Consider the following 20027-nt stretch of genomic DNA (forward strand, 5'->3'; position numbering starts at 1 on the left):
CAACCGCCGCAGCCCCCGCCCCCGTCCGGGCGGGGGCTGCGGCCTTGTCAGGCCGCCCGTACCGCCATCAGCAGTCCGCTCGCCCAGGCCAGGCGGACGCACCGGAAGTCCTCGCGCGCGTCCAGCTCGGCCAGGAGGCGTGCGACGGCGGCCTCGTGGTCCCGCGGCCGGCCGGGCTGGGGGAGGAGGTCGTCGATCAGGTAGGTCCCGCCGGGAGCCACCAGTTCCAGGGCCCGGTCGAGGTGGGTGAACTTGCCCGGCCAGGTGTCCGCGAAGACGAGGTCGAAGGGCGGCCCGTCGAAGTCCTCCAGCCACGCACCGCCGTCCCCGGCCACGAAGGTCACCCGCGGGTCGGCGCCCAGCTGCTCCCGGGCGATGGCCTGGACGGTGGCGTCGAGCTCGACGGTGGTCAGGCGGGAGGCCCGGTCCATACCGCTGAGGAGCCAGGCGGCGCCCTCGCCCGCACCGGTGCCGAGTTCCAGGATCCGGCCCCCGGGCCGGCCGGCGGCGAGCGCCGCCAGGAGACTGCCCGTACGGTCCTCGCTGGACAGGGTGAAGCCCGCGTCAGCCGCCTTGACGCGCAACGCGCAACGCGCGCAGGGCGGAGGGGCGTTGGTTCGGCGTATCGTCCATGCGGAGATCATGCGAGGGTACTGGCCGCCGGGCAAGGCAGATTCCCGGCGGGGCGGGTCCCTTCGGCGGGCGGGATCGGGGGGCATGTCGATGGATCCGTTGGTGATGCGGGCCCGCGAGGTCTGGGAGGACCTGGCCCGCGTGCCGGTGTCCTTCGCGCCGCCGGGCGGTGTGGAAGTGGTGGTCTCCCCGCGGTCCGGGCTGTGCCCGGCCGGGTGGGTCGGGGTGGTGGCTCTGGGCGGCTCTGCGATCGTGACGGCGCCGAGTGACGCTGCCGCAGGGCTCGTTCGTGGCGTGCTCGAGGAGCTGTCGGTGGAGGCCCTCGTGGACGGCGATTCCGTCCGGAAGGCCCTCCCGGTGGCTCGGGTGCTCGGGCCTGCGGCGCTGGCGTACGTGTCCCCGTCCGGGTTCCGGCCGGTGGAGGCCGGCGCGTTGACGGTGGACCGGCTGCCGGCAGCCCATCCGGACGTACGGGGCCTGGAGCGGGCGGCCGGCCCGGAGGCCGCGGGCGAGGCCGCTCTCGACGAGATCACCTCACCCGCGTTCGTCGTGCGCGACGGGCACGGCCGGGCGGTTTCCGCCGCGGGGTACCAGGTCTGGCCGGGACGGGCGGCACATGTCGGGGTGCTGACGGCGCGGGGTGTGCGGGGGCGCGGACTGGCGCGGGTGACGGGCTCGGCGGCGGTCGCCCACGCCCTCTCCGCCGGGCTGCTGCCACAGTGGCGCGCACGCCTTCCCGCCTCCCGGCGGGTGGCTGCCGCAATGGGCTTCGAGGAGCTGGGCCTTCAGCTCAGCTTCGAGCTCGCTTGAGCGGACCGTGCGTCCCTCCGGCCTTGGTAGGCTCCCGGCCCGACCGTGAGCGGCTCTCCGCACCATTGAAGATCTCTAGTCCGAAACGGCGAAGGCTTGGGTTCCCCAGCCGCCCGGCGTGGCCACCATGTGCCGGGCCAGTTCTTGCAGTTCGCCCGACTCGGGGGACATCCGCCCGATGTCGATGTTGACGCACAGGAACGCGACCAGCCCGAGCGTGCTGTCTTCCAGCGGGATGGTGGTCGCTTTGATGATCTGGCCGGTGGCGGGCTGCCGCAATTTGTAGGCGACCTGTGGGCCCGTCCAACGGCGCCCGTAGGCCCGTACGACGTCTTCGCCGAAAACTGAGACGGGGTCGCCTTCCCTGCGGCCGGTGATGGAATTCTTGATGGTGTGGATCGAATTCAGCGGGTCCCGCGTGTCATGGAGGACGAATTCGATCGGCAAACCACTGAAGGTTTCCCCGAGGGCGTCGGTTATCCGGCCGAACTGGCGCAGTATGTGCTGGCGCTGCTCGCCCAGCTGTTTGGGCTCGACGAGGTGCCGGTACCGGCGGCGATAGCCTCGGCGCAGCCGATCAAGCGCGAGGGCCGCAGGGGGTGTGATGAGGTTCCTGTTGCGCTCGGCCAGGTAGAGGAGGTCGATGGCGGCTCGGGGCTCACGATTCTTCAGCAGATAGGTGCAGGCCGCGATGAGCTCGGCCATGTCGAGACGGATCTTTCCATCCGCGCCGACCGCGACCGGATAGTTTTCCAGCTCGGCCAGCGGGCGCCCCTCCAGGATCGCTTCGGCCGGCGGCCGCAGCATCGTGATGGCCATGGTGACCAGGACACCGGCTACGGCACCGAGCGTCGCGCCAAGAATTTCGGTGAGCATGGATGAGCTATCTCCTTGAGGTCGGCCGTGCGAAAAGCATCCGGACCAGGCAGCGTCGCGAATCGAGGTCCCAGAATTCGGACCGCCCGTGGAGTACCAGGTGGTCGTCGATGACGAGCAGCTCGCCGGGCCGGATATCGTGGTCGAGCTGAACTCCGGGACGGGCCATCACCGCGTCCAGGGCGTCGAGGGCCCCCACCTCGGACGGCGATAACGGTACGCCGGTGATTCCTGCCGCCATTTCGATGCGCTGACGGTTCCAATGAACCCTCATGCCGGCAGGGCTGAGGTCGAAGACGGGGGCGAAGAGCACCGGCTCGCCTCCTGGCGGTGCGACGTGTGAGCGTTCGAACGCGAAGGGGCGGCAGAGCCGTTCGAAATGGTGCGGGAATTCCCGCCGCACGATGTTCATCACGGTGAGAGCGCTGACCAGCGTGGTGCGGCCGCCTTCGGCGGCACCCTCGATGCAGAGGAGTGAAGATATGTATACGTGGTGCCCGTACGGCTCCATCGCGCCGTCGTTGTGCATGTCGATCGTGTCGCGTGACTTCGAGGTGTAGACACCTTGTTGGAATCTGCCGTTCGAGCCGAATCGGTGGACTCCCTCGTTGCGGACGAGCCACGTCAAGGAAGACGCGTTCGGAGGCCCTTGGGGCAGGGGTCGGCCGAGACGGCTCAAGAGATCCACTGCGGCCTCGGCGGACTCCTCGGGGCGCAGGGGGTCCACCGAGAGGCCTGTTACCAGGGCGAAGCCGAACTCGATCTCCAACTGGTCGAATATCTGCCGGGCGACGAACCCGTGATCGGTTTGATACGGAATGGGGCGCTCGATGGAAGACTTTGCCTGTTCGGCTAACCAGTCGTGCACGGATCCTGCTCCTTGTCTGTTCGATCTGTGAACGGCCGAGGGGTGGCGGTAGACTCCGCGCTCGGCGGATCCGATATACGGGCGGCGATCTCTCTCGGGCCGTCCGTCCCCTGTCGCCGGAATGATCAAAGCCGATTGGAAGATCACCTATGCGTACGGAGTTCGATCACCGAAGCTCCGCCCCTCCTTACCAGCCACCGCCTCCCCTCCCTTTGGGCCCTTACGCCCCCACCGTCACAGCCGGAGGATTCGTATTCGTCTCGGCCCAGGCGGGAGTCGATCCGGTCACTGGAGAGATCCCTTCGGGGGGATTCGAGCAGGAGTGCAAGCAGGCTTTTACGAATCTGATGCAGGCGGTCGCTTCAGCGGGTTCGTCACCGCGTGACGTCGTGAAGGCCACCGTGCTGTTCGCGGACGCGGAGGATTTTCCGACGGTGAACGCGGTGTTCGCCGAGTTCTTCCCCGACAATCCGCCGGCCAGGACGGCGGCCATCGTGCAGCTGATGGGCAACAAGAGGATCGCGGTCGATGCGGTCGCCGTGGCCACCGGTGCGGGTGCCGGGCTGGCGTAGCGGGAGGTGCGACGGCTGCTCCGGCAGTCAGCGCGCGGGAGCCCCCCGAGGGGGCGATCTCGTCGGCCTCAGGGGCAGCGGATCCACCGGGTTGCGGATACCGCCGGAGTAGGGCGGCAGAACGGTATGCAACTGCGTCTGCATGCTGGCGAGTTACCCAGCACCGCTGATCGTCGAACCAAGGGCGGTCCGGTTAATCCCCGGCCGGCGTGCGGCGGCATATGCGGCAGCGCGCCGCGTCGCGGGAACGCCCGGATCCGCCCCTCGCTTCAGCTGTGGGAGGCGTGCGCCACGAAGCCGGACCAGACATTCGCCCCGCCATACCTGCGTGCTCCTCGACATCGGTCGGCATGACCTGGAACTCGACGTTCGGCAACTGGGCTACCTCCAATACGCGTTCGAGCTGTCGACGCAGGACCATTGTCCCTCCGATAGGCCGTGCGAGCGTGACTGCCTCCTGGACGAAGCTGAGCGTCGGGGCGGGAGAGCGATCGAAGATCGACTGGTGTGCCATCCGGGCTGCCAGCATGCGTTCCGTCTCGTCCGGCGTGTAGACGGGCCGCCATGTGCGGAACAGTGCCCGTGTGTACTCCGGTGTCTGTAGCAGCCCGTGGATGTTGTGGTTGTTGTACGTGCTGATCTCGACGGCCCGATCCGCGGCCGAGCGCGGCCAGGACGGCCACTCCCTGTTCGTCCTCGGGATCGACGTCCCAGCCGGCGTCTTCCGTACCGTCGTTGTCCACGCTCATGCGTGCCCCACCTTCAGCGCACCGATTTCCTCAGCGCTCTGTTCCCGTGGCCCGGACGGGACAGGCGCGACAGCACCGGACAACGACCGGACAGAAGTCGGACGCTCGGGCGGTTCCGCTTCTCACGGTACGCACGCACCGCCACGCTCGGTGACATGAATACGCAAATCCGTTACTCCACGCTCCAGTTCACCGCCCGGCTCGCCGCCACGCCCCTCGGCGCCGGCCAGGCCCGGCGGCTCGCCGTCGAGACGTTGACCGGGTGGGGACTGCCCACCGAGAGCCCCGCGCTCATCGTGGCCGAGCTCGCTGCCAACGCGGTGACCCACGGCCGGGTGCCCGGACGGGGCTTCCGGATCGGGGTGGCCCTGGGCGGTGGGGTGCTGCGGATCAAGGTGGTGGACACGCGGGGTGACCGGGTCCCGGGGCTCCGGGACGCGGGTGGGGGCGCGGAGGGCGGGCGGGGGCTGGTGCTGGTCGATGCGCTCGCGGACCGGTGGGGCGTGGACCTCGGGCTGCCGCCGTGCAAGGTGGTCTGGGCGGAGGTGGGTGTGGAGTGCAGGCCTGCGCAGGTGGTCCGGGGGTGAGGTGTGCGAGCCCGATAGGGTGCGCCGAAGTCGGTGATGGGAGAGCTGTGTTGGAGCGCCGGAAGTTGATCGGGGTAGTGGTGGGGCTGGCGGTTCTGCCTGTCGGGTGGGCCCTGTGGCAGGTGGTGGACGGGGGCGAGGGCGGGGCCCGAGGTGACTGGCGTACCGACGCCGGGCCGCTGGTGCAGGCGTTTCCGCAGCTGGGTCCGCTCACCGGTGCCCAGTGGGTGAGCAGTCGGTAGCCGGGGAGGCGGAGTGGGCGCGGACCGCGTCGTGGGTTCCAGGACCCGGTCGGGCCGGACGTAACCCCTTGAAAGGACCGGCTGAAACCACCCAACCCCACCCCTCCGGCTCCCCGGCGCGGCGCCATCACTCGCATGGGTGAACTGTGCCAACTCGGCTGGATTTCGGGAGGGTTGCCGGGCATATGCTCGCCCCACCAACATCAGACATGAGACGGCCCCCGCCGGGACGGCAATCCCGAACGAGGGCCTGACCAAAGTAGGAAGTTCGCACCTTCCCCAGGGCTCTTTCGCAGCTTAGCGCGCCCTCGCGCGCATCGTCCCGTGTTCCCGCCGGGACCCCCCGATCAGGTGTCGACCACGTCAAGGTCGGACACTCCGGTCACTACACCGTGATCGGCAACCACCTCCTCCAGCACCACTCGCTGTCGCTGGTTGCGATCGGCCTCGCCGGTTACATCCAGTCGCTGCCCGCCGGGGCCCGGATCGGCATCAAGAGGCTGACGGAGCGCTTCCGGGAGGGGGAGGTTCGGATCTCCGGCGCCTTGCGGGAGTTGGAGGAGTACGGGTACCTGGAGCGCAGCCGGGTCCGGCTCGCGAGCGGGCAGGTGGTCACCCGGACGGTGTCCTACGACCACCCGGCTGCGAAGTGCGGCGTGGGCGTCCGCCCGTCGGGACCGGAACGGGAGGCGGCACCCGGGCGGGTACGTCGGCCCGGGCCGCTTCCGGAGGCCGGGCCCGGTCCTGTGCCCGGGACGGGTCCTGAGCAGTGTCCCGTGTCCGAGCCGGTGCTCGTGCCGGGACCGGTGCCCCGACCGGTATCGGTGTCGGAGCCCGGCCTGGCGGTGTCGGTGTCGGAGCCTGGCCCGGAGCCCGGTCCCGTACAGCCGCCGGAGGCCTTCGCGTTGCTCGCGCGGTTGCGGGCGGAGGATCCGCGGTTGCTGCTCGCCGATCGTGACGTGCGGAAGTTGGCACCCCGAGTCGCGGAGTGGCTGGAGCGCGGGGCGGATCCCGCGGCCGTGCGGGTCGTGCTGGCCTCGGGGTTGCCCGACAGCCTCCGCCATCCTGCGGGACTCATCGCGCACCGGCTCAAGGCCTGGCTCCCGCCCCACCGGCTGCGACCGGGGCTTCAGGTCGCCGGATCCGGGCGGACGCTGCCGGGACTGCCCGCCCGCCGACTGACAGGCCGTGCTCAGACGCCCTCGTGACTGCTTTCCCCGGCTTCCCGCGCCGCCTGCTCCAGGCGGGCGTGGTGGGCCTCCCACCAGGTGGTGTCGGCCGGGGGGAGGCCGGGGTTGGTCGGCTGCATGCCCGTGGTGCCGTCCAGGAGTTCGCGGAGGATGTCGGCGTGGCCGGCGTGCCGGTGGGTGTCGGAGACGACGCGGATCACGGCGTGGTGCAGGGAGACCTCGTTGTCGTCGGCCGGCCACCACGGGACCGTGCCGACCGTGTCCAGGGGGAGGGCGTCGAGCGTCGCGTCCGCGTGCGCCCATGCGCGGTGGTAGAGGCCGATGACGTCGGCACGCGACTGGTCTGCGGTGGCCCACATGTCCGCGTTGGGCTCGGCGTCCGGCGCGACCCAGGGGAGGGGTTCGCCGGAGGGGCGGGCGAAGGTGTCGCCGAGGTAGCCCAGCTCAGTGGTGGCCGCGTGCTTCACCAGGCCCAGGAGGTTGGTGCCGGTGGGCGTCAGGGGGCGGCGGGCGTCGTACTCCGAGAGGCCTTCCAGCTTCCAGAGGAGGGCTTCGCGGGCCGACTGGAGGTAGAAGTGCAGCTCGGCCTTGGGGTTCGGGTCGGGGAAGGTCATGGGGACAGTCTTCCCGACGGGTGATCTTCGGGAGCGAGCGAGGGCGCGAGTGCGGGAGCGAGTGCGGGAGCGTGAGCGCTTGGTGGGGGTGTGGGTGGCGTGGCGTGGAGCAACGGTGAAAAGGCGGTCGCAGGGGTGTTCAGACGTGGTTACCGCTAAGTAAATTACCGGCGGTAACACACCGTCCTGCCAGGGAGGCACGCCGTGACCGCCGAATCGAGCCTGGTGAGGGTCGTCAAGCCCCCTAAGTACACAGAGCCCGTCAAGACCGTGATCGAGGGGCGGGTCCGCGAGGTGTGGGTGCCGCCGCTGGCCCCGGTGCCGGTCCGCGGGTCCCTCGGGGACATCCCCTTCGACAATGCCCGGGAGGCTCCGCGCGATCCCGTACTCGCGCGCAAGGAGCCGGACGGGACCTGGCGGGACGTCACGGCCGCCGAGTTCGCCGCGGAGGTGCTCGCCGTCGCGAAGGGGCTGATCGCCGAGGGGCTGCGGCCCGGCGACCGGCTGGCCATCATGGCGAGGACCACCTACGAGTGGACCCTGCTGGACTTCGCGGGCTGGGCGGCCGGGCTGGTCACCGTACCGGTCTACCCGACCTCCTCCGCGATCCAGGCGCGCTGGATCATCCAGGACTCGGGCGCCGTGGCCTGCGCCGTGGAGGACACCGTGCAGGCGCGGATCATCAGCTCGGAGCGGGCCAACCTGCCCTGGCTGCGCCACCTCTGGGAGTTCGACACGGGGGCCGTGGCCCGGCTGGTCAAGGCCGGGGAGCACGTGCCCGACGAGGTCGTGACGGCCCGGCGGGCCGGGTGCGCGCCGGAGTCCGTGGCCACGCTGATCTACACCTCCGGGACGACGGGGCAGCCCAAGGGGTGCGTGCTGACACACGCCAACTTCTTCGCCGAGGTGGACAATTCGGTGGAACTGCTGCACCCCGTCTTCAAGTCGGTCAGCAAGGACCCCGCCTCGACCCTGCTCTTCCTGCCGCTGTCGCACGTCTTCGGACGGATGGTGGCCGTCGGGTGCATGCGGGCACGGGTGAAGCTGGGCCACGCGCCGAGCATCAGCAGCCAGGACCTCCTCGCGGACCTGGCCGGCTTCCGGCCGACGTTCCTGCTGGCGATCCCGTACGTCCTGGAGAAGGTCTACAACACCGCGCGGGCGACGGCCGAGAAGATGGGCCGGGCCTCCTCCTTCGACCGGGCGGCGCGGATCGCGCGCAGCCTCGGCGAGATCGCGGTCGTGGAGGGCAAGCGGCCGGGGCTGGGCCTGCGGATGGCCAGGGCCCTGTACGAACCGCTCGTCTACCGGCGGATCCGGGACGCGCTCGGTGGGCGCGTCCGGTACATCCTCAGCGGCGGCTCCCCGCTCGGCCGGCGCCTCGCCGCCTTCTACACGGGTGCGGGCATCGAGGTCTTCGAGGGCTACGGGCTCACGGAGACGACCGCGGCCGCGACCGTCACCCCGCCCCTGCGGCCCCGGCTCGGCACGGTCGGGTGGCCGCTGCCGGGGACGGCGGTACGGATCGCGGACGACGGGGAGGTGCTGTTGCGGGGGCCGCACGTGTTCGCGGGGTACTGGAACAGCGGCGTCGCGGTGGGCGGGGAGCAGTGGCTGTACACGGGGGACATCGGGGAGCTCGACGCGGACGGCTACCTGACGATCACCGGGCGGAAGAAGGACGTGATCATCACCTCCGGCGGCAAGAACGTGGCCCCCGCGCCCCTGGAGGACTGGCTGCGGGCCCACCCGCTGGTGGGCCAGTGCATCGTGGTCGGCGACAACCGGCCCTACGTCACCGCGCTCATCACCCTGGAACCGGAGGGGCTCCACCACTGGCGGCAGATGCACAAGAAGGCGGGCGTGCCGATCAGGGAGCTGGTGGGGGACGAGGAACTGCGGGCGGACCTCCAGCGGGCGGTGGACGAGGCGAACCGGCTGGTGTCGCGGGCGGAGTCGATCCGGCGGTTCGCCGTGCTGGCGGGGGACTTCACGGAGGAGCGGGGGCACTTGACGCCTTCGCTGAAGCTGAAGCGGGGCGTGATCGTGCGGGATTACGCGCGGGAGATCGACGCGCTGTACCGGTCCGCCTGAGGGCGATCCGCGCTTCCGATTGCATCCGATCGCATCGGATCGCGGCGGTCGGGTCCGGCCGGGATGCCGCCGGGCAGGGTGGACTCCGAAAGGAGGCCTCGTGATCTCGGCACTCAACCGGCTGGTCGATCTCGTCGAGAAGCATCTCGGCGAGGAGCTCGACGTCCACGGACTGGCCGGAGAGCTCGGCACGACCGAATACCACCTGCGCCGCATGTTCTCGTCGCTGACCGGCATGCCGCTGTCGGAGTACGTGCGCCGGCGCCGCATGACGGTGGCCGCCGCCGACGTGGTCCGGGGCGAGGACGATCTCCTGAGCATCGCCGTCCGGCACGGATACGGCTCGACGGAGGCGTTCGGACGGGCGTTCCGCGCCGTCCACGGCGCCGGCCCCGGCGACGTGCGCCGGGACGGAGGCCCCCTGCGCGCACAGCCCCGGCTCAGGATCCGCCTGACCGTCGAAGGGAGCACCCCCATGGACACCCGCATCATCGACCGCCCCGCGTTCCGCCTGGTCGGACACGCGGCCCGCGTTCCGCTCATCCACCAGGGCGTCAACCCGCACATCCGGCAGCACATCACCGCACTGCCGCCCGCCGAGCACCTCCGGCTGAAGGCGCTCGGCGACACCGAGCCGGGTGGCCTGCTGCAGGTCTCCGACGACGTCGACCCCGACGGCACGGAGGGGAGCGAACTGACCTACCTGCACGGAGTCGCCGTCTCGCGGTCCACGCCCGCCCCCGACGACCTCGACGCCATCGAGGTGCCGGCCGGCAGGTGGGCGGTCTTCCGCACTGCCGGGCCGCATCCGCAGGCCCTGCAGACGACCTGGGCCGCGACCGCGACCGACTGGTTCCCCTCCAACCCGTGGCGCCTGCGGCCCGGTCCCTCGATCGTCGCGGTCCTCGACCGGGCGGAGGACTTCAGCACCGCGACCTGTGAGCTGTGGCTGCCCGTCGAACCGGCGTGACGGCTCGCGGCCGCGCCCGGTCGCTGCGATCGTTGCGGCTGCTGCGGCTGCTGCGACCACGGCGACCGCAGCGACCGGGGCCTCCCGTGTGCCGTCACCCGCGCGGCCCCCTGGGCGATCGCCGCCCGCACCCCGCGCGCCCTGCCCGGCCGGCCCTGTCCCGCAAGGCCGGCGGGGACCGGAGCGCGTCGGAGCCGCCCTGACCGTGCCGGACGGGCCGGAGCGGCCGCGGCAGGGTCTGCTTATCGTGAGCCGACCGGTCCGGGGGGTCGCCCGAGGAGGGTGCAGTGCACCGTGCCCGTGCCCGTGTCCGTTTGCGTGTCGGCTCCCGCCCCCGCTCGCTTTCCCGGGCCCGTACCCGGATAGGCGCCGGGGTCCTCGGCACCGCTCTGGCCGGGGCCCTGCTCGCCGCCGTGCCCGGAGGGGTGCCGAGGACCCCGGCGCCCGCCGCTCGGGCGATCCAGTGGGGCGCGTGCCCGGAGAAGCCCGTGCCCGCCGGTATGCGGTGCGGCACCCTCACCGTGCCGCTCGACTACGAGGCCAAGGGCCAGAGCCGGGACCAAAGCCAGGGCCAGGACCAAAGCCAGGGCACCGGGACGGTCGGCATCGCCGTCGCCCGGCTCCCCGCCACCGGGCCCGCCGGCAAGCGGATCGGCTCCCTCGTCCTGAACTTCGGAGGTCCCGGCGCCCCCGGCGTCTCCGCCCTCGCCGCCGACCCCAACGCCTTCGCGGAGCTCAACAAGCGCTATGACCTCGTCGTCTTCGACCCCCGGGGTGTCGGACACAGCGCCCCCGTCACCTGTGGCGGAGAGGTCCGGGAGGCGGGCGAGGCCCCCGACGGGCCCGCCGCCCAGCTCGCCGCCCTGCGCGCCGTCGCCAAGCGCTGCGCGCTGGACTCCGGCCCGGTGCTCCCGTACGTCGGCACCGTCAGCGTGGCCCGCGACATGGACCTGCTGCGCCAGGCCCTCGGAGAGGACAAGCTCGACTTCCTCGGCTTCTCCTACGGCACGCGCCTCGGTGCGGTGTACGCCGCGCTGTTCCCGCGCCGCACCGGCCGGATGGCCCTCGACGGGGTCGACACCCTCACCGAGCCGCTCGGCGAGCAGGCCCTGCTCTCGGCCGTCGGGCAGCAGCGGGCGCTGGACGGCTTCCTCGTCTGGTGTGCCCACCGGCAGGGCTGCGTCTACGGCACGAACACCCGTACCGCCAAGGAGAAGGTCCAGGCCCTCGTCACCCGCCTGGACGCGACGCCGCTGACCGGGGAGGGCGGGCTGCGCTTCACCGGGCAGGACGTGGCCGAGTCCATCGGGGCCGCCCTCTACTCGCCGAAGGCCTGGCCCGACCTCGCGGACGCGCTCGCGCTGGTCGAGCGCAGCGGTGACCCCGTGGGGCTGATGCAGCTCGGCGGTCCGGACGAAACGCCGCCGCCATCGCCGCCGCCATCGGCATCACCACCGCCATCGGCATCACCGCGGGATGAGCCCGAAGCCGCCGCCGTGCCCGCCGACAACGCCACCGCCGCGCTCGTCGCCGTGAACTGCGCCGACGACCCGGACCGCGGCGACGCCAAGGCCTCCCCGGTGGCCGTCGCGCGGGAGCTGGCCGAGCTCCAGCCGGTCTTTCTCGCCGCCTCGCCGATCTTCGGTCCGCGCCAGCTGATGACGGTGCTGGCCTGCTACGGGCGCCCCGCCGGCACCGATTTCATCCGCACGATCGACCGCCCGGCCGGCATCCCGCGCATCCTGCTCGTCGGTACGCGCGGAGACCCGGCGACACCGTACGAATGGACGGAGGAGACGGCGAAGCGGCTCGGCAACACCGTGATCGTGGACTACAAGGGCGACGGCCACACCGGGTACGTCTCCTCGCGCTGCGTGCAGGGGTACGTGGACCACTTCCTGATCGACGGCCGGCTGCCCTCCGGGACGCGCTCCTGCCCCGCCGAGGAGTGAGGGCGCGCACGACGCGGCCGGGCATGTGGCAAGGCCCGCCCGATAGTTCGTGCGTCCGTGCGTCCGTGCGTACAACCGGAACGTCTGCCCGAGTGTCACACCCGGAGAACGTCACTGACTTCATGTGACTTCTTGTGACTTCCTGGGGGGACGTCTTGAAGAGATTCACCTCGGCGGCGCTCATCGCCGCCACTGCCGTTCTCGGCACCCTGCTCGCATCCGGAACCGCGCAGGCCGCGGATCCCGTCGGTTCCATCAGCGCCTACGCACGGCCTGACGGCATCGGTGTCATGACCGCGAAGCCCATGCCCTCCTTCGTCGCCCACATCCGCAAGAAGGGCAGCGAGACCCGGATCCGGACCGTCACGTACTTCGAGCACACCGCCCCCGGCTGCGCCGGCTGCCTGGAGGTGTACAAGTCCGGCGGGTTGAGGCTCGCCGACCTCGGCCTCTACTCCGTGGACGTCGAGTACAAGGGCACCAAGGGCGAGCCGATCCTCCGCAAGGCCGTGGCGGAACTCGACTACCGTGCGCTCGCCCGGTTCGAGAACAGAACCGTGTCCAAGAACGTGTCCCTCGACAGCCTGGACACCACGCTCTCCGCCGACCTGATCGCCTATGACCCCCGTAACGGGCGGGCCACCCCGCTCGCCGGCAGGAAGGTGACCGTTGCCCTCGAGGGCCAGTCACTGACGGCTTCGACCGACGCCGCCGGACATTTCTCCACGCCGGTGACCTACAAGGGTACGGAGAGGCATCTCGGCGCCTCCCTCACGCACGACTCTGCGGACCACCGCAGCGAGTTCGACGGCATCGTGCCCGACGTCGATCTTCAGCCGGTGAAGATCACCCTGGACGAGGGCTCCCGCTCGGTGTCGGCCCCGTACGGCACCGACGCCACCTTCAGCGGAACCATCACGCGGACCGCCCCGGACGGCACGCAGAAGCCGGTCGCCACGACGATGCTGCTGGCGGTCCCCTACGACTCGAACAACCGGTACACGATTTCCTCGTTCAAGAGCGATGCCGCGGGTCGGTTCACCAAGTCCGCGAAGGTCCTGGAGTCCTCGACCTGGGAGGTGGGCACCGCATACAACCAGCCGTGGTACGTCATCTCCTACAGCGCCGAAGTCAAGGCCGCCCCGACGGCGGGAACCGCCTTCCAGTCCGTCGCCATGAGCGTGGACGAGTACCGCAAGGTGTCCGTCAGCGGCGGCCTCCACCAGTACGCCACCTCGGCGCCGAGCGGTCCCGCCAAGGTGGAAGTCCAGTACTCGGCCGACGGCCGCACGGGCTGGTCCACCCGCAAGACCGTGGACACGGTCGTCGGCCGGTACTTCTCCTCGGTCACGGTGGAGAACGCGCCGGTCGACGGCTACTGGCGACTGCGGTACGCGGGCACGCCCGAGCTCCACGGGTCGACCTCGCAGCCCGTTCGTCTGACCCGGACCGTGACCGCCGTCGCGGACTTCAACGCGAAGCCCGAGCCGGTCCGCAAGGGCCAGTACCTCACGCTCACCGGCTCCCTCAAGCAGCGGGCCGCGTCCGCCACGACCTGGCGGCCGTACGCGGCCAAGACCGTGCGCTTCTACTTCAAGCCCGCCGGGACCGGAACCTCCTACGCCTACGTGGGATCGACCACCAGCGCCGCCGACGGCAGCTTCAGCCGGAGGTTCACCGCCACGAAGGACGGCACGTGGCAGGCCCGGTTCCACGACGACGGCACCACCCACTTCGCGAGCAGCAGTCGCGAGGACCACGTCGACGTCACCGGCTGACGAGGCGGCAAGGCGGCAAGGCGGTGAGACGGCGAGGCGGCCCGGCTGCTGTGGCAGCCGGGCCGTCCGACGCTGTGCGGGTCAGCAGTTGGGGCGCGCCGTGCGGCCCGCGAAGCGGTCCGCGAGCCAGTTGCCCGCCGCCAGGGACTGGGTGATGACGCCGCTGACGTGCTCACCGAGCCAGATGGTGTCGAACTCGAGGTTCGCGCCCCGCGCGCACCAGTCGGAGCGCAGCCGGCTCCCGACGGCGTACGGGATGAGCTCGTCGCCGAGCGCGTGGTACTGGTACACGGGGGCGGCCGGGGCGGTGCGGCCGAGCTTGCTCTGGTTCAGCCGGGCCTGCCAGTCCGGCTGGGCCAGCGGGTTGCGGGTGGTCAGGTCGGAGATCCGCTTGAAGGAGCCGGCGATGGCGTCGATGGCCACGCAGTTGTCCTTCATGGCGCCGACCAAGACCTTCCCGGCCGGGTTGAGGTAGGAGTCGAGCTTCAGCTCCGGGAAGGCCGCGTCCTGGCCGGCGGCGGCCATGAAGATGAGGCCGGAGCCGTAGGAGCCGTTGTTGAAGTCGGCCACCTTCAGCAGGTCGGCCGGGACTCCGCCCGTCGCGGTGCCCTTGACCCGCAACTCCGGTGCGTACGAGCCCTGCAGCTCGGCGGCCCAGCTGCTGGCCTGGCCGCCCTGGGAGTACCCCATGATGCCGACGGGCGTGGTGGCGGACAGCCCCGCCTCGGGGAGGCGGGTGGCCGCGCGGGCGGCGTCGAGCACGGCGTGGCCGGCGGAGGGGCCGACGGTGTAGGTGTGCACGCCCGGGGTGCCGAGGCCCTCGTAGTCGGTGACGACCACGGCCCAGCCGCGCAGGGTGAGCTGCTGGATGAGGTTGGCCTCCAGGGCGGTGCCGTACGGGAGGTTGTTGCTCGGCGCGCAGGAGTCGCCCATGCCGACGGTTCCGACGGCGTAGGTGATCAGGGGGCGCGGGCCGGTGCGGCCGTCCTGCGGGACGATGACGGTGCCGGAGACCACGTTCGGGGCGCCGTCGGCGGTCGTCGAGTTGTAGTGGATCTTCCAGGCCTTGGTGTTGGTGGGCTGGCCGGGCAGCGGGTGGAACGCGGACGGCGCGCTGGCGACGATGTCGCCGGGGCGGGCGGTGGTCTCCTCGGCCTGCGGGGTGGCGGCGGCGGTGGTGGTGGGGATCGCGGCCGAGAGGGCCAGGGCGGCCACTGCGGCGAGTGCTGAGCTTCGGATGCGCATGGGGCGGCTCTCCCAAGGGTCCGGGTGGGGGTGGTAGGTGAGGTGAAGGTAGTGACCGACCGGTAGGAACGTCGCTGACCGCACAGCTCAGCTTTCCTGACCCGGGGCCGCATCCCTGTCGCGCCGCGCCCGCCGCCCGCTGGCCCGCTAGCCCGCGGGCATTCCCGTCGAGGCGTCCTCCAGCGTCCCGCGCAGCAGGGCGAGGGTGGACGTCAGCTGCTCCAGCGAGCCGGCCGTCAGCGGCTCGGCCAGCCAGGTGCGCAGCCCGTCCTCGAACGTGGGTGTGGCGGCGGCCAGCAGCTCGGTGCCCTCGGGGGTCAGCTCCAGCAGGGACGAGCGGCGGTTGCTGGGGTTGGGCCGCCGGAGCACCCAGCCGGCGGCCTCCAGGCGGTCCACCGCCTTGCTGGTCGCCCCCACGGTGATGGCGGCGTCCTCGGCCAGGTCGTTGACCCGGCAGCCGTCCCGGCCCTCGATGATGTGCAGGAACTCGTACTGACCCAACGTCAGGCCGTGTGCGCCGCGCAGTCGTTCGCCCAGTGCGTTGTAGAGCCTGGTCTCGTAGCGGACGAGGTCCGTGAACACCTGAGTGAGGTCGGTCACAATCTGCTCCAGATTCGAGGGAATGATATTCCTAGGAATATAGTTCCTAGTGAAGAACATCGCTTCACCTGGAGGATCGCATGAGCAAGGCACAGCGCGCGACGATCGACGCCCTGATGCGGCAGGCCCCGTTCGACGGCGGCCTCGCGCCGGAGCAGATGCGCAAGGACTTCGAGATCCAGATGACCTCCGGCCCGGCTCCGGCCGGGGTCCGCGTCACCCCCTCCGTCCTCGGCGGGCGTCCCGCCCTGACCGTCGAGCCCGAGGGCAGCCCCGCTGCCGGGACGATCGTCTACTTCCACGGCGGGGGCTGGGTCTTCGGCTCACCCGCCACCGCCCTGCAACTCACCGCCGCACTGGTGCGCCGCACCGGAGTCCGCGCCGTCTCGGTCGACTACCGGCTCGCCCCCGAGCACCCCTTCCCCGCGGCCGTCGAGGACGGCCTCGCCGCCTACCGCGACCTGCTGGACCAGGGTGTTCCGGCCGACCGGATCGTGCTGGCCGGGGAGTCGGCCGGCGGCGGCCTCGGCATCACCACCCTGCTCACCGCCCGTGAGGCCGGCTTGCCGATGCCGGCCGCGGCGGTCGCCCTCTCCCCGGGCCTCGACCTCACCCTCTCGGGCGAGAGCATGACCACCAAGCACGGCGTCGACCCGCTCTTCACCCGCGCGGACCTGGCCGCCCTGTTCGCCCACTACCTGGCCGGACAGGACCCCGAACAGCCGCTGCTGAGCCCGGCCCTCCACGCCGACCCGACCGGACTGCCCCCGCTGCTGCTCCAGGCCGGATCCAACGAGGTCCTGCTCGAGGACGCCACCCGGTTCGCCGCCCGGGCGGCCGCGGCCGGGGTCGACGTCCGGCTCGACGTCACCGCCGACGTCCCCCACGTCTTCCAGGCCTTCGAGGGCATGCTGGACGAGGCCGACGCGGCCCTGGACCGCGCCGCACACTTCATCACCGCCGCACTTGCGGACCCGGTTGGCTGAGCTGGGCACCTGGGCACCTGGGCACTTGGTGGGCCCCTGGGTGCCTGGGCACTTGGGCCCCTGCGCTGCCGGGTCCCTACGTCCCTGGGCTCCTGGGTCCCTACGTCTCTGTGCCGCCGGGTCCCTACGTCCCTGGGCTCCTGGGTCCCACGTCCCTGCGCTGCCGGGTCCCTACGCCCCGCCCGACGCGATGCGGTACGCCCCCGGGGTCGTGCCCGTCCAGCGGCGGAAGGCGCGGTGGAAGGCAGTGTCCTCCGAGAAGCCGAGGCGGGCCGCCAGTTCCGCGATGGGTTCGCGGCTCTCCGCCAGGCCGGCGATCGCCGCATCGCGCCGTACGTGGTCCTTCAGCTGCTGGAAGGACGTGCCCTCCTGCTGGAGCCGTCGCCGCAACGTCGCCGGTGACACCGCCAACCGCCCCGCCACCTCGCCCAGTTCCGGCAGTCGCGGCGAGCCGCGCAGGGCCTGGGTCAGGGTCCTGCGGACCTGCTCCGCGACCGTGGTCCCGTACGCCGGCCGGGACAGCAGGTCGAAGGGGGCCCGTCGGAGCATCGCGTCGAGCGCGGCCTCGTCCCGAACCAGCGGAGCCGTCAGCCAGTGGGCGTCGAAGGCCACGGCCGCGCCCGTGCGGGCCTCGCCGAAGCGGACGGGGCAGTCGAAGAGCAGCTCGTACTCCGCCTCGTGCGGCGGCGCCGGATACGCGAAGGAGGCGTAGGCGAGGGGGATGCGCCGGCCGATCAGCCAGCTGCTCAGCCGGTGCCAGATCGCGAGCACGCACTCGGTGAGGAAGCGTTCCTCGTCCCGCGCGAACTCGTTGCGCACCGCGAACCACGCCTGTCCGCCCTCGACTTCGAGCGCCAGCTCGGGCCCGCCCGGGAACAGGCCGTAGAAGGTGGCGGAGCGTTCCACCGCCGCACCGAGATCGCGGCAGCCCAGCGAGGCCCTGCACATCATCGCGAAGGTCCCGGGCCGGCTGGGGACGGTGGACAGGCCCAGGAACTCGTCCTGCGTGGCCCGGTACAGCGCCCGGAACAGCCGCGCGAACTGCGCGGGCGTGACCCGCGCCCGGTCGTCACCCAGCAGCAGCGGCGGAATCTGCGCCTCCTGGAGCAGCGGCACGGTGTCCAGCCCGCGGCCGCGCGCCCCCGCGAGCACGGCACGCACGTGGTGCACGGTGACCGTCCGCCTCCCCATGAGGTCGACGGTAGCCGCAATGAGCGCTGAGGTCAGCGGGGGTGACGCTTCCGGTCATGCCGCGGACGCCTCCCCGGTGCCTAGCGTCATCGGTACGACCCGAGGGGAGGCGAGCCGATGAGCCCGATGAGCCCGATGAGCCCGATGAGTGGGATGGGTGGGATGGGTGGGATGGGTGGGAGTGAGGCGGACGGAGCCGTGCGGCCGCGCACGCTGGCGGTGTTCACGGAGTGGACCGGCGAGCGGTACACGGCCGAGACCGCGCTCCGCCGGAGCGATGGCAATGGGGGCTGGGTCACCGTTTCCTACGGTCAACTACGCGCCCGGGTGAGGGAGTCAGGGTGCGCCCTGCTCGCCCTGGGGGTCGCCCCCGGCGAGCGCGTCGCGGTGCTCGCGGAGACCCGGCCGGAGTGGACGTACACCCACTTCGGGGTCCTGGCCGCGGGGGCCGTCCTCGTGCCGGTGTACCCGACGGCCGGGGAGGAGGAGCTCGCCTGGGTGCTGTCGGACTCCGCCGCCGTGGTGGTCGTCTGCGACGACGCCGCGCAGGCGGCCCGGGTGGAGGCGCTGCGCCCGAAGCTCCCCGCGCTGCGCGCCGTGGTGGAGATGGACGGGCTGCGCGCCCTCCCCGACCCGGCGCCGGAGGCCGAACTCCTCGCCCGGGCCGCCGCGGTGGACCCCGCGGCCGACGCCTCCATCGTCTACACCTCGGGCACCACCGGCCTGCCCAAGGGCTGCCGCCTCACGCACGCGAACCTCGGGGCGATCCAGGACGCCACCCTCCCTCTGATCAAGGGGGGCCCGGGGGACTCCACGTACCTCTACCTCCCGCTCGCCCACCTGCTGGCGCAGCTGATCCAGTTCACCACCCTCCTGGAGGGCGGGGAGCTCTGCTACTTCGGCGGCCGCATCGAGGACGTCATCGGCGAGCTCGCGCAGGCCCGGCCGACCCATCTGCCGTCCGTACCCCGGCTGTTCGAGAAGCTGCACTCGGTGGTCCTCTCCCTCGCGGAGTCCCAAGAGGGCGGAGGCGCCCGCTTCGCGGAGGCGGTACGGCTCGGGCTGCTGGCCGCCGACGGCCGCCTGCCGGCCGAGGACCGAGCCGCCCACGAGGCCGCCGAGAAGTCCCTGTACTCCCTGGTCAGGGGGGCCTTCGGGGGCCGCCTGAAATGGGCGCTGACGGGCGGTGCCCCGATCGCCCCGGCCACCCTCGACTTCCTGCGGGCCTGTGGGATCGCGGTGTTCGAGGGCTACGGCATGACGGAGTCGGGCGGGGTCATCAGCCTCAACCACCCGGACGGGGTCCGCTACGGCTCGGTGGGCCGCCCGATCGCCGGATGCGAGGTCCGCATCGCCGAGGACGGTGAGGTGCTGGCCCGGGGCCCGATGATCTTCCCCGGGTACCACGCCAACGGCACGGCGACGGCCGAGGCGCTGGACGGGGAGGGCTGGCTGCACACGGGCGACCTGGGGGAGGTGGACCCGGACGGCTACCTGCACATCACCGGCCGCAAGAAGGAGCTGATCATCACCTCGGCGGGCAAGAACATCACCCCCACCGAGCTGGAGTTCGCGGTGCAGCGCTCCCGCTACGTCTCCCGCGCCGTCATGATCGGCGATCGCCGCCCCCACCCGGTGGCCCTGATCACCCTGGACGCGGAGGAGATCGCCGCCTGGGCCGCCCGGGAGTCGGTGACCCTGGACCCCGCCGCCCCCGGAGACCACCCGGCCGTACGGGCCCTCGTCGCGGAGGCGGTCGAGGCGGCCAACGCCACGGTCTCCCGCCCGGCCCGCGTCCGTGCCTTCCGGGTCCTGCCGGGGGAGTTCACCGTGGAGGCGGGCACCCTCACCCCGACGCTGAAGCTGCGCCGGAGGGCGGTGGCGGAGCGGTACGCGGGGGAGATCGAGGAGCTGTACGGGTAGGGGCTGGGGGGCTGGGGTGTGGGGGTGGGTGGGGGTGTGGGGGTGGCCGGCCTGTGCTGCGGGTGGGGTGGTGGCTTTGACAGGGGTTCGGGGGGCGTCCCGGTAGTCCAGTGTTCTTTCGGCGTGGGCCGGTCCCTCAAGGGCGCT

At 71.8% G+C, this 20027-nt stretch carries 17 protein-coding genes and 1 pseudogene; 10 read left to right on the plus strand and 8 right to left on the minus strand.

Translation table 11 applies throughout. The features are described 5' to 3' along the window. Positions 1–47: 47 nt before the first annotated feature. A complete protein-coding gene (locus ACFYM0_RS34800) occupies positions 48–584 on the minus strand; it encodes an O-methyltransferase (RefSeq protein WP_388508757.1) in 537 nt (178 codons plus the stop codon). A gap of 133 nt (positions 585–717) precedes the next feature. Here ACFYM0_RS34800 and ACFYM0_RS34805 point away from each other — a divergent pair, with 133 nt between their 5' ends. Beyond that, on the plus strand, positions 718–1443 hold the full coding sequence (locus tag ACFYM0_RS34805; protein ID WP_388508760.1) for a GNAT family N-acetyltransferase: 726 nt from the start codon (positions 718–720) through the stop codon (positions 1441–1443). Between the two features lie 75 nt (positions 1444–1518). Here the strand turns inward: ACFYM0_RS34805 and ACFYM0_RS34810 are convergent, their stop codons facing one another. Together ACFYM0_RS34810 and ACFYM0_RS34815 are read right to left on the minus strand one after the other, a co-directional pair. Then, positions 1519–2319 (minus strand): PAS domain-containing protein, encoded by an 801-nt coding sequence (locus ACFYM0_RS34810; protein ID WP_388508762.1) that lies wholly within the window; start codon positions 2317–2319, stop codon positions 1519–1521. Positions 2320–2326: 7 nt separating this feature from the next. Then, on the minus strand, positions 2327–3187 hold the full coding sequence (locus tag ACFYM0_RS34815) for a TauD/TfdA family dioxygenase (RefSeq protein ID WP_388508765.1): 861 nt from the start codon (positions 3185–3187) through the stop codon (positions 2327–2329). A gap of 149 nt (positions 3188–3336) precedes the next feature. Between ACFYM0_RS34815 and ACFYM0_RS34820 the strand changes: the two genes are divergently transcribed. Next, positions 3337–3759 carry a RidA family protein gene (locus ACFYM0_RS34820; protein ID WP_388508768.1) on the plus strand — a complete coding sequence of 141 codons (423 nt, stop codon included), beginning with the start codon at positions 3337–3339 and terminating at the stop codon, positions 3757–3759. A gap of 313 nt (positions 3760–4072) precedes the next feature. Here the strand turns inward: ACFYM0_RS34820 and ACFYM0_RS34825 are convergent. Continuing rightward, a pseudogene (locus ACFYM0_RS34825) lies at positions 4073–4411 on the minus strand (DUF5753 domain-containing protein); the annotation flags it as partial. 252 nt (positions 4412–4663) lie between these two features. On the opposite strand from ACFYM0_RS34825, the gene ACFYM0_RS34830 reads away from it, so the two are divergent. Together ACFYM0_RS34830 and ACFYM0_RS34835 are read left to right on the plus strand one after the other, a co-directional pair. Beyond that, positions 4664–5095 (plus strand): ATP-binding protein, encoded by a 432-nt coding sequence (locus tag ACFYM0_RS34830; protein WP_388508771.1) that lies wholly within the window; start codon positions 4664–4666, stop codon positions 5093–5095. A 634-nt stretch (positions 5096–5729) separates the two neighbouring features. Beyond that, on the plus strand, positions 5730–6545 hold the full coding sequence (locus ACFYM0_RS34835; protein ID WP_388508773.1) for a helix-turn-helix domain-containing protein: 816 nt from the start codon (positions 5730–5732) through the stop codon (positions 6543–6545). Here the strand turns inward: ACFYM0_RS34835 and ACFYM0_RS34840 are convergent. Then, entirely contained in the window at positions 6530–7141 is a 612-nt protein-coding gene (locus ACFYM0_RS34840; RefSeq protein WP_388508775.1) for a DinB family protein, read from the minus strand. The two genes, ACFYM0_RS34835 and ACFYM0_RS34840, sit on opposite strands and share 16 nt — an antisense overlap. Positions 7142–7366: 225 nt before the next feature. Here ACFYM0_RS34840 and ACFYM0_RS34845 point away from each other — a divergent pair, with 225 nt between their 5' ends. From ACFYM0_RS34845 to ACFYM0_RS34860, 4 genes are all read left to right on the plus strand, one after another. Next, entirely contained in the window at positions 7367–9235 is a 1869-nt protein-coding gene (locus ACFYM0_RS34845) for an AMP-dependent synthetase/ligase (RefSeq protein WP_388508814.1), read from the plus strand. A gap of 100 nt (positions 9236–9335) precedes the next feature. Then, positions 9336–10205 (plus strand): GyrI-like domain-containing protein, encoded by an 870-nt coding sequence (locus tag ACFYM0_RS34850; RefSeq protein WP_388508778.1) that lies wholly within the window; start codon positions 9336–9338, stop codon positions 10203–10205. Positions 10206–10492: 287 nt separating this feature from the next. Beyond that, complete coding sequence (locus ACFYM0_RS34855) at positions 10493–12157, plus strand: alpha/beta hydrolase (protein ID WP_388508780.1); 1665 nt, start codon at positions 10493–10495, stop codon at positions 12155–12157. A gap of 155 nt (positions 12158–12312) precedes the next feature. After that, positions 12313–13935, plus strand: coding sequence for a hypothetical protein (locus tag ACFYM0_RS34860; protein ID WP_388508781.1), 1623 nt, complete (start codon positions 12313–12315; stop codon positions 13933–13935). 81 nt (positions 13936–14016) lie between these two features. Here the strand turns inward: ACFYM0_RS34860 and ACFYM0_RS34865 are convergent, their stop codons facing one another. Together ACFYM0_RS34865 and ACFYM0_RS34870 are read right to left on the minus strand one after the other, a co-directional pair. Then, positions 14017–15180, minus strand: a complete 1164-nt coding sequence (locus ACFYM0_RS34865; RefSeq protein ID WP_388508784.1) for a lipase family protein — start codon at positions 15178–15180, stop codon at positions 14017–14019. A gap of 147 nt (positions 15181–15327) precedes the next feature. Beyond that, positions 15328–15780, minus strand: coding sequence for a MarR family winged helix-turn-helix transcriptional regulator (locus tag ACFYM0_RS34870; protein WP_388508787.1), 453 nt, complete (start codon positions 15778–15780; stop codon positions 15328–15330). Positions 15781–15860: 80 nt separating this feature from the next. Here ACFYM0_RS34870 and ACFYM0_RS34875 point away from each other — a divergent pair, with 80 nt between their 5' ends. Further along, the gene (locus ACFYM0_RS34875; RefSeq protein WP_388508790.1) at positions 15861–16766 is read left to right on the plus strand and encodes an alpha/beta hydrolase; all 906 of its coding nucleotides are present in this window, start codon (positions 15861–15863) and stop codon (positions 16764–16766) included. Positions 16767–16937: 171 nt separating this feature from the next. Here the strand turns inward: ACFYM0_RS34875 and ACFYM0_RS34880 are convergent, their stop codons facing one another. Beyond that, the gene (locus ACFYM0_RS34880; protein WP_388508792.1) at positions 16938–17957 is read right to left on the minus strand and encodes an AraC family transcriptional regulator; all 1020 of its coding nucleotides are present in this window, start codon (positions 17955–17957) and stop codon (positions 16938–16940) included. 171 nt (positions 17958–18128) lie between these two features. Here ACFYM0_RS34880 and ACFYM0_RS34885 point away from each other — a divergent pair, with 171 nt between their 5' ends. Next, positions 18129–19880, plus strand: coding sequence for an AMP-dependent synthetase/ligase (locus ACFYM0_RS34885; RefSeq protein WP_388508795.1), 1752 nt, complete (start codon positions 18129–18131; stop codon positions 19878–19880). Positions 19881–20027: the final 147 nt, after the last annotated feature.

The sequence above is a fragment of the Streptomyces sp. NPDC006487 genome (assembly GCF_042870555.1).
GTDB lineage: Bacteria > Actinomycetota > Actinomycetes > Streptomycetales > Streptomycetaceae > Streptomyces.

Excerpts from the sequence above, each read along its gene's own strand:
- ACFYM0_RS34830 (WP_388508771.1), top strand. The coding sequence starts at position 4,664 with ATGAATACGCAAATCCGTTACTCCACGCTCCAGTTCACCGCCCGGCTC.
- ACFYM0_RS34885 (WP_388508795.1), top strand. The coding sequence starts at position 18,129 with ATGGGTGGGAGTGAGGCGGACGGAGCCGTGCGGCCGCGCACGCTGGCG.
- ACFYM0_RS34840 (WP_388508775.1), bottom strand. The coding sequence starts at position 7,141 with ATGACCTTCCCCGACCCGAACCCCAAGGCCGAGCTGCACTTCTACCTC.
- ACFYM0_RS34810 (WP_388508762.1), bottom strand. The coding sequence starts at position 2,319 with ATGCTCACCGAAATTCTTGGCGCGACGCTCGGTGCCGTAGCCGGTGTC.
- ACFYM0_RS34875 (WP_388508790.1), top strand. The coding sequence starts at position 15,861 with ATGAGCAAGGCACAGCGCGCGACGATCGACGCCCTGATGCGGCAGGCC.
- ACFYM0_RS34865 (WP_388508784.1), bottom strand. The coding sequence starts at position 15,180 with ATGCGCATCCGAAGCTCAGCACTCGCCGCAGTGGCCGCCCTGGCCCTC.
- ACFYM0_RS34805 (WP_388508760.1), top strand. The coding sequence starts at position 718 with ATGTCGATGGATCCGTTGGTGATGCGGGCCCGCGAGGTCTGGGAGGAC.
- ACFYM0_RS34880 (WP_388508792.1), bottom strand. The coding sequence starts at position 17,957 with ATGGGGAGGCGGACGGTCACCGTGCACCACGTGCGTGCCGTGCTCGCG.
- ACFYM0_RS34820 (WP_388508768.1), top strand. The coding sequence starts at position 3,337 with ATGCGTACGGAGTTCGATCACCGAAGCTCCGCCCCTCCTTACCAGCCA.